The sequence below is a fragment of the Pseudomonas sp. S2_H10 genome, assembly GCF_054668285.1.
Genome location: NZ_CP162754.1, coordinates 3,760,001 through 3,766,607, shown reverse-complemented (window position 1 = coordinate 3,766,607; position 6,607 = coordinate 3,760,001). Strand labels below are relative to the sequence as shown.

Annotated in this window: 4 protein-coding genes and 3 rRNA genes (1 of these 7 only partly in view); 2 read left to right on the top strand and 5 right to left on the bottom strand. The window is 56.7% G+C overall.

The features are described from left to right. The first annotated feature begins 22 nt into the window (after positions 1-22). Positions 23-361, top strand: coding sequence for a tryptophan synthase subunit beta (locus tag AB4O16_RS16955; protein ID WP_160390829.1), 339 nt, complete (start codon positions 23-25; stop codon positions 359-361). A 44-nt stretch (positions 362-405) separates the two neighbouring features. Here the strand turns inward: AB4O16_RS16955 and lapD are convergent, their stop codons facing one another. Continuing rightward, on the bottom strand, positions 406-2,352 hold the full coding sequence (gene lapD / locus AB4O16_RS16950; protein ID WP_160390828.1) for a cyclic di-GMP receptor LapD: 1,947 nt from the start codon (positions 2,350-2,352) through the stop codon (positions 406-408). Between the two features lie 14 nt (positions 2,353-2,366). Continuing rightward, positions 2,367-3,059 (bottom strand): cysteine protease LapG, encoded by a 693-nt coding sequence (gene lapG / locus AB4O16_RS16945; RefSeq protein WP_160390827.1) that lies wholly within the window; start codon positions 3,057-3,059, stop codon positions 2,367-2,369. A 195-nt stretch (positions 3,060-3,254) separates the two neighbouring features. On the opposite strand from lapG, the gene AB4O16_RS16940 reads away from it, so the two are divergent. Continuing rightward, complete coding sequence (locus tag AB4O16_RS16940) at positions 3,255-3,944, top strand: GntR family transcriptional regulator (RefSeq protein WP_160390826.1); 690 nt, start codon at positions 3,255-3,257, stop codon at positions 3,942-3,944. A gap of 85 nt (positions 3,945-4,029) precedes the next feature. Here the strand turns inward: AB4O16_RS16940 and rrf (AB4O16_RS16935) are convergent. From rrf (AB4O16_RS16935) to AB4O16_RS16925, 3 genes are all read right to left on the bottom strand, one after another. After that, positions 4,030-4,145 (bottom strand): 5S ribosomal RNA (rrf, locus tag AB4O16_RS16935). 107 nt (positions 4,146-4,252) lie between these two features. Beyond that, positions 4,253-4,368 (bottom strand): 5S ribosomal RNA (rrf, locus tag AB4O16_RS16930). Between the two features lie 150 nt (positions 4,369-4,518). Further along, positions 4,519-6,607: ribosomal RNA gene (locus AB4O16_RS16925) — 23S ribosomal RNA — on the bottom strand (it continues 805 nt past the right edge of the window).

Genomic DNA, 6,607 nt, shown 5'->3' with positions numbered 1-6,607 from the left:
GTTCAATTCTGAGGGATTCTCAATGTTTTACGTGCAACGCGATGCGCAGGGCCTGTTGGTACGTGTAGAACCCGCCGCCTATGCCGAGGCCACGGAAACGCTGCCGGCCGACAATCATGAAATCCAGACCTGGTTTGCCAACGCGGCGGTAGAGAACAGCCTCAAACAGCTCAAGCAGAGCGACTTTGAAATGATTCGGGTACTCGATGACCTGATTCAGGTGCTGACCCAGAAAGGCGTGATCCGCGTCACCGACCTGCCGACGGCGGCCCAGGCCAAACTCATGGACCGTAACCAGGCCCGTGAAGCCCTGGGTGGCCTGAGCCAATTGATCGATGACGAAGAGACCGGCTTGATCTGACGCACCCCGCGATCATTCCCGCGCGTTGCGTGGGAGCAATCAGATCAGCTCCACGGCTTGGGCTCGCCGAACAACTGCCCCTGCACACCGTATAGCCCCATCTCGCGAATCACCGACAACTCGCCTTCAGTCTCGACCCGCTCGGCAATCAGCGGCAAATCAATGCTGTGCGCCGCTCGCTGGATCGCCTCGATGAACAGGCGCTTGTCACTCTCCAGATCGATCGAGCGAATGTAACTGCCATCGATCTTCAGGTACGCCAGCCCCAGGCGTGCCAGGTTGCCGATCATGCTGAAGCGTCCGCCAAACCGTTGCAGGCTCAGGGAGAAGCCGAGTTCACGCAGACGCCGGGTCAACTGCTCCAGCACCGCCTGGTCAGGCAGTTGCTCTTCGCCGATTTCCAGGGTCAGGCGCGGGCCGAGGTTGGAGTGCGCACGCAGTATCTCGAAGATTTTGTTCTGCGCCTGCGGATCGCTCAAGGTAGCCGACGACAGGTTCAGCGCCAGCGACTCCTCATGCTCGCTCATTTGCTCCAACACTCGCTCGAGCATCAGCCGGTCCAGGCGCGCGGTCCAGCCGAAGCGCTCCAGCCATGGCAGAAAGCGTCCGGCGGGAATGGTCTGGCCGTGTTCGTCGAGCAATCGCGACAACACTTTGTAATGCAGGACCAGTTGCGTGTCCTGGGCGGCCACTACCGGCTGGAAATACAGCTCGAAGCGCCGCTGTGTCAGCGCCTGGTCGAGCATGCGATGCCAGGCGTGGTGATCATCACCGACAGTGGCCGAGAGGCTGTGGTCGATACAGGCCCAGTTCTGCTCACCCTGGCCTTCGGCCTGCGCCAGCGCCTGATCACCAAGGCTGAGCACGGTTTGCGGCGAGTCGCCGTGAGCAAAAGGCGCCAGGCCGATAGACGCCACGGCAGGCACATCAGTGGCGCCGGTAGCGTGCAGGCTGGCCAGGGCGCTGTCGAGGTTTTGCGCCAGTTGCAGCGCTTCTTCGCGCACCAGCCCCGGTGCCAGCACGGCAAATTCGCCACCACGGATACGGGTGACCAGATTCTGGGTTTCCGGGTATTTGGCGCACTCGCGAGACAATTGCTCACCGACGGCCTTGAGCACTTCATCGGTGCGTTGGCCACCGAGACGCTGGTTGAGACCGGCCAGATCCTTGACCCGCAATAGCAGCAAGTACCCGGAACTGGCCTGCTCCGGGTTGCTCACCCGCGCATTGAGCTGCATCTCGAAATAACGCCGGTTGGCCAACCCGGTCAACGAGTCCTGATAAGACTCGACCCGCAGCTTTTCACTGCGCTCGGCCTGCTCCTGAAACAGCGCCTTGAGCTTTTCGACCATCTGGTTCATGGCCTGCACGACCCGACGAAGTTCGGGGGTGCGCGGCAGCTCCGGCAGGCTGAGGAATTCTCGCCGGGCAATGGCGTGGGATTGTTGGACCATGTAATCCAGCGGTCGCAATTGCTGACGCAGCAACAGCGCGCCGAGCACCGCACTGACCGCGCCGCACAGCAGCAACCAGCCGAGGCTGCCCAAAGCGCTCTGCCACAACTTGGCCAGCGCGAACATCGGATGGCTGACCACCTCTACCCGGGCGGCCTGCTCCCAGCCGCGGCTGACGATCGCGTCACCACCGGCAGGCTCCAGGCCGATCAGTTTGACGAACCAGTCCGGCACGTTGTTGACCGCCGGAATGCCCGTGCGCTCAACCAGGGCCTGGTCGGTCTTCAGATCGACCACCCGAATGCTCGCGTAGTAACCGCTGTCGAAGATCGAGCTGACCAGCAACTCGACCATCGCCGGGTCGTCGATGTTCGGGGTCAGGGACAGCGCCAGCGCCGTCGCCGCGTCCTGGGCGTGGGAGCGCAACTGATTGACGTACTGAGTGCGTGAGCTCTCCAGGCTGACCATGAAACTGCCGGTGAAGGCGACCACCAGGAACAGACAGATAGCAATCAACAGCTGTTTGAACAAAGACATCTGAGCGTGTGCTCCTAGTTAGTCGTCTCGACCGGGAATCCTTCGGCCTGCATTTTCTTCAACACATCCTGCCAGCGTGACAGACGCTTGGTATCGCCGACCTTTTTGTTGCCCTTGGCACCCGGCAACCACAACCCTTCTGCATTGAAAGAGTAGACCGGCAGCAAATCCTTTCGTTGGCTGGCCGGCTTGATTGCATCAATCAGACTGTCGAGCACCAGGGGCTCGGCCTCCGGACTCGAATAGTAGGTCAGCACCATGTGCGCGCGGTTCTGAGTCAGTGCCTTGACGTAGGTAATACGCAGCTTTTCACTGGCTACACCGAGGTGACGCAGGCTGAAGTACTTGGCAATAGCGTAGTCCTCACAATCGCCGGCGCCCTTCCAGAGTGCTTCGATCGGGGTTTCCCAGTAGTCGACTTCATGCCACAGATCGATGTCTTCAACGTATCGCAGTTGTTTGTTGAAGAAGCGATTGACCACATTGAGCTGTTCCGACTCGCCGATCTGCTTCTGACTGGCCAACAAGTATTGCCAATCATTAATGCGTTGCTGACCTTCTCCCAAAGGCCCGTACAATGCCTGCGCCCGCCGGCTGATCAGGGAAAAATCCCAATCTGCACTCAAGCTGCCCAGCATCACGCCAGCCAGCAGCAATGCGCTACACAGCCAGCGTAAAATCCGGGGGATCGTTAAACATGCCGCCAATGCGAGGCATCCTGGATGGGCAGGAGGGAGTCGTTCAAATGGTGAAGGTTAGACCGGAAAAAGACAATGGCACGGTGAGATCATTGGCGGCGCGCTAAACTGCAGAAAAGGCACTCGTCGCTTGTTTGACAAGGCGTCAGGCAATCACTAGTGTCATTTGGATCCAAAAAATTTTCAACATTCAGGGTGCGTTTAGTGACACAAAAGCCCAACCCTCTCAGCAGTATCAAGGTCAACGGGCCGATTCCCGCACATCTGGCACGCTCGGTGATCGAAGAAACCCTGCGCGCGGCCATACTCGACGGGCGCATACCTTGCGGTGCGGCCTTGCGCCAGCAAGATCTCGCCGACCTGTTCGGCGTCAGCCGCATGCCTGTACGCGAAGCGCTGCGCCAACTCGAAGCACAGGCGTTGCTCACCGTGATTGCCCACAAGGGCGCCATCGTCGCGCCTCTGGTCCAGGGCGACGCCGTGGAAACCTACGCGCTGCGCATCCTGCTGGAATCCGAAGCCCTGCGTCTCTCGGTGCCATTGCTCGAGGACGAAGATCTCGAACAGGCCGCCCGTTACATCGACGAACTTGAAACGCAAAACGACTACACCGAAATCGGCCGGCTCAATCGCCTGTTTCACATGGCGCTTTATAGCCGGGCGCCCAACCGTCGGCTGTTGAGACTGGTCGAAGACGGCCTGAACGAGGAAGAACGCTTCCTGCGTTTCAACCTGGAAGCCATGGGCCTGGGCAAACTGTCCCAGGACGACCACCTGGCCCTTTTGCGGGCTGCCCAGGACCGCGACGTCGAACTCTCCGTCAAGCTGCTCGAGCATCACCTCAATCGTGGGGTAGAGGTCATTACCCGCTACCTCAACAGCCCTGAGCCCTGAGCCCTGAGCAAAATCCAGGCTTTTCAGTACCCCTGAAACGACAAAACCCCTGTCTGCGTTAGCAGACAGGGGTTTTGGAATTGAATCTTGACGATGACCTACTCTCACATGGGGAAACCCCACACTACCATCGGCGATGCATCGTTTCACTGCTGAGTTCGGGATGGGATCAGGTGGTTCCAACGCTCTATTGTCGTCAAGAAATTCTGTGTGCCAGTCCGTCTGTAGCGACGTGCCAGCGAATTCTTGATGTTTCTACTTTAAAGACAAAACCCCAACTGCTTTCGCAATTGGGGTTTCGAATTTAATCTTGACGATGACCTACTCTCACATGGGGAAACCCCACACTACCATCGGCGATGCATCGTTTCACTGCTGAGTTCGGGATGGGATCAGGTGGTTCCAACGCTCTATGGTCGTCAAGAAATTCGGGTACTGAGTCGTGGCCAGTTGGCCTCGCTTCAGCAAATTGGGTATGTGACAGCTTGGTGTTTTGTGAGTATCACGAACTTTCGGTTCTTTCGTCTTCACACACCGCAATCTGGCCTTTCGACGCAAATTGCTTGGGTGTTATATGGTCAAGCCTCACGGGCAATTAGTATTGGTTAGCTCAACGCCTCACAGCGCTTACACACCCAACCTATCAACGTCGTAGTCTTCGACGGCCCTTCAGGGGACTCAAGGTCCCAGTGAGATCTCATCTTGAGGCTAGTTTCCCGCTTAGATGCTTTCAGCGGTTATCTATTCCGAACATAGCTACCCGGCAATGCCACTGGCGTGACAACCGGAACACCAGAGGTTCGTCCACTCCGGTCCTCTCGTACTAGGAGCAGCCCCTCTCAAATCTCAAACGTCCACGGCAGATAGGGACCGAACTGTCTCACGACGTTCTAAACCCAGCTCGCGTACCACTTTAAATGGCGAACAGCCATACCCTTGGGACCGGCTTCAGCCCCAGGATGTGATGAGCCGACATCGAGGTGCCAAACACCGCCGTCGATATGAACTCTTGGGCGGTATCAGCCTGTTATCCCCGGAGTACCTTTTATCCGTTGAGCGATGGCCCTTCCATACAGAACCACCGGATCACTAAGACCTACTTTCGTACCTGCTCGACGTGTCTGTCTCGCAGTCAAGCGCGCTTTTGCCTTTATACTCTACGACCGATTTCCGACCGGTCTGAGCGCACCTTCGTACTCCTCCGTTACTCTTTAGGAGGAGACCGCCCCAGTCAAACTACCCACCATACACTGTCCTCGATCCGGATAACGGACCTGAGTTAGAACCTCAAAGTTGCCAGGGTGGTATTTCAAGGTTGGCTCCACGCGAACTGGCGTCCACGCTTCAAAGCCTCCCACCTATCCTACACAAGCAAATTCAAAGTCCAGTGCAAAGCTATAGTAAAGGTTCACGGGGTCTTTCCGTCTAGCCGCGGATACACTGCATCTTCACAGCGATTTCAATTTCACTGAGTCTCGGGTGGAGACAGCGCCGCCATCGTTACGCCATTCGTGCAGGTCGGAACTTACCCGACAAGGAATTTCGCTACCTTAGGACCGTTATAGTTACGGCCGCCGTTTACCGGGGCTTCGATCAAGAGCTTCGCGTTAGCTAACCCCATCAATTAACCTTCCGGCACCGGGCAGGCGTCACACCCTATACGTCCACTTTCGTGTTTGCAGAGTGCTGTGTTTTTAATAAACAGTCGCAGCGGCCTGGTATCTTCGACCGGCGTGGGCTTACGGAGCAAGTCCTTCACCCTCACCGGCGCACCTTCTCCCGAAGTTACGGTGCCATTTTGCCTAGTTCCTTCACCCGAGTTCTCTCAAGCGCCTTGGTATTCTCTACCCAACCACCTGTGTCGGTTTGGGGTACGGTTCCTGGTTACCTGAAGCTTAGAAGCTTTTCTTGGAAGCATGGCATCAACCACTTCGTGTTCTAAAAGAACACTCGTCATCAGCTCTCGGCCTTAGAATCCCGGATTTACCTAAGATTCCAGCCTACCACCTTAAACTTGGACAACCAACGCCAAGCTGGCCTAGCCTTCTCCGTCCCTCCATCGCAATAACCAGAAGTACAGGAATATTAACCTGTTTTCCATCGACTACGCTTTTCAGCCTCGCCTTAGGGACCGACTAACCCTGCGTCGATTAACGTTGCGCAGGAAACCTTGGTCTTTCGGCGTGGGTGTTTTTCACACCCATTGTCGTTACTCATGTCAGCATTCGCACTTCTGATACCTCCAGCAAGCTTCTCAACTCACCTTCACAGGCTTACAGAACGCTCCTCTACCGCATCATCCGAAGATGATACCCGTAGCTTCGGTGTATGGTTTGAGCCCCGTTACATCTTCCGCGCAGGCCGACTCGACTAGTGAGCTATTACGCTTTCTTTAAAGGGTGGCTGCTTCTAAGCCAACCTCCTAGCTGTCTAAGCCTTCCCACATCGTTTCCCACTTAACCATAACTTTGGGACCTTAGCTGACGGTCTGGGTTGTTTCCCTTTTCACGACGGACGTTAGCACCCGCCGTGTGTCTCCCATGCTCGGCACTTGTAGGTATTCGGAGTTTGCATCGGTTTGGTAAGTCGGGATGACCCCCTAGCCGAAACAGTGCTCTACCCCCTACAGTGATACATGAGGCGCTACCTAAATAGCTTTCGAG